Origin of the sequence: Halobacterium bonnevillei, assembly GCF_009831555.1 — an archaeon.
GTDB lineage: Archaea > Halobacteriota > Halobacteria > Halobacteriales > Halobacteriaceae > Halobacterium > Halobacterium bonnevillei.
Genome location: NZ_WUUU01000312.1, coordinates 1 through 1,676, shown reverse-complemented (window position 1 = coordinate 1,676; position 1,676 = coordinate 1). Strand labels below are relative to the sequence as shown.

Genomic DNA, 1,676 nt, shown 5'->3' with positions numbered 1-1,676 from the left:
CCGCTGGGCCCCGACAGGTCGGATGCGGTCGCGTTGCTCGCGGACGCGTTCGACGAGGCTGGCGTGTAAGAGCGGCGCAGACTGCGTTCCGAGGCGCTACGAGCGCTGGCGGCGTTCGCGGACCGTCGCGGTGTCCGGGACGAGCGAGTCGAGTATCCCGCCGAGCGCGAGGACGCCGAACGCGCCCGCGCTGAGGGTGACGAACAGGCCACCGAACAGGACCAGGGCGGCCGAGATCGGGTCCGTGGTCGCGGCCGTCACGAGATTCTCCACCATCGACACCGGGTCGTCGAGTAGCCAGACCATGTTCGAACGTCCGGGAGCGGGTGCCTTAGATGCTCCGGGACGGTTATGTCGGTGGCGTCCCTAGAGGCGGTTGTGACAGAGGAGGCGACACTCGACGCGTTCGTCCCTGACGACGGGAACGCGGCGTCGGACGCCGATGCAACCGAGGGCTCAGGTGAGGGCAGGGATGCGGCCAGTGCGTCGCCCGCCACCGCCACCGAATCGCCGGACAGCGCGAGGGATACGGGTCCCGACGCGAGCGGTGGTGCGGTCGAACGGGCGGCCGTGACGAGTTCGTGGCTGGGCGACGGCGGGACGTGTTCGGCCTGCGGCGAACCCGCGGGTCGGCTCTGGGTGGACGGCGGCGTTCGCGTCTGTACGACCTGTAAGCCGTGGACGCGTCCCGGCGAGGACGCGTGCGACCAATAAACATACAAGTATCTGCTACCCTACCGTTTCACAGCCGACGACTGCCGGCTGGTTCCCCACTCCACTATGACAGATGCACACGACACCCAGGCCGTCGCGGACCCGCGCACGGACGCCGCAGCCGCCCAGATGCCGGTCGCCGACGCCAGTGACCTCGCTGGACGCGTCGTCGAGAACATCGAGACAGTCATCGTCGACAAACACGACGTCGTCGAACACGTCCTCACGGCCGTCCTCGGGGGCGGCCACGTCCTCCTCGAGGACGTCCCCGGCGTCGGGAAGACGATGCTCGCTCGCGCCGTCGCGCGGTCCTTCGATGGTGACTTCCAGCGCGTCCAGTTCACCCCCGACCTCCTGCCGACCGACGTGACTGGCGTCAACGTCTTCAACGAGAAGTCCCGCGAGTTCGAGTTCCAGGCCGGGCCGGTGTTCGCGAACGTCCTCCTCGCCGACGAGATCAACCGCGCGCCGCCGAAGACGCAGTCGGCGCTGCTGGAGGCGATGGAGGAAGGCCAGGTGACCGCGGACGGCACGACCCGCGCCCTCCCGGACCCGTTCGTCGTCATCGCGACCCAGAACTCCGTCGAACGCGACCGCACGTACGAACTCCCGGTCGCGGAACTCGACCGATTCATGAAGAAGCTCCGCCTGGGCTACCCGGGTCGCGCGGAAGAAGTCGACGTCCTCGACCGCGTCGTGGGCGGCCACCCAATCGACGACATCGAGGCCGTCGCGACCGTCGAGGACCTCCAGCGTGCGCGCGCCACGACGGCCGGCGTCGAGGTCGCCCGCCCCGTCAAGGAGTACGTGACGGAGCTGGCGCGATACACCCGCGACCACGCCGCGCTCGGCGTCAGTCCACGCGGCTCCATCAAGCTCCTGCAGGCCGCGCAGGGCGCGCGGTGCTGGACGGCCGCGACTACGTCGTTCCGGACGACGTCAAGGCGGAAAGCCCTGGCCGG

Annotated in this window: 2 protein-coding genes and 1 pseudogene; 2 read left to right on the top strand and 1 reads right to left on the bottom strand. The window is 69.5% G+C overall.

Going from position 1 to position 1,676, the window contains the following annotated elements; genetic code table 11:
• Window positions 1-96: 96 nt before the first annotated feature.
• Window positions 97-306 (bottom strand): hypothetical protein, encoded by a 210-nt coding sequence (locus GRX66_RS18780; RefSeq protein ID WP_159527823.1) that lies wholly within the window; start codon window positions 304-306, stop codon window positions 97-99.
• A 72-nt stretch (window positions 307-378) separates the two neighbouring features.
• On the opposite strand from GRX66_RS18780, the gene GRX66_RS18775 reads away from it, so the two are divergent.
• Entirely contained in the window at window positions 379-714 is a 336-nt protein-coding gene (locus tag GRX66_RS18775; RefSeq protein ID WP_159527822.1) for a DUF7573 domain-containing protein, read from the top strand.
• Between the two features lie 66 nt (window positions 715-780).
• Window positions 781-1,676, top strand: a pseudogene (locus GRX66_RS18770) (AAA family ATPase); the annotation flags it as partial.

What these genes read in the sequence shown, in the direction of transcription:
- GRX66_RS18780 (WP_159527823.1), bottom strand. Translation starts at nt 306, where the DNA reads ATGGTCTGGCTACTCGACGACCCGGTGTCGATGGTGGAGAATCTCGTG.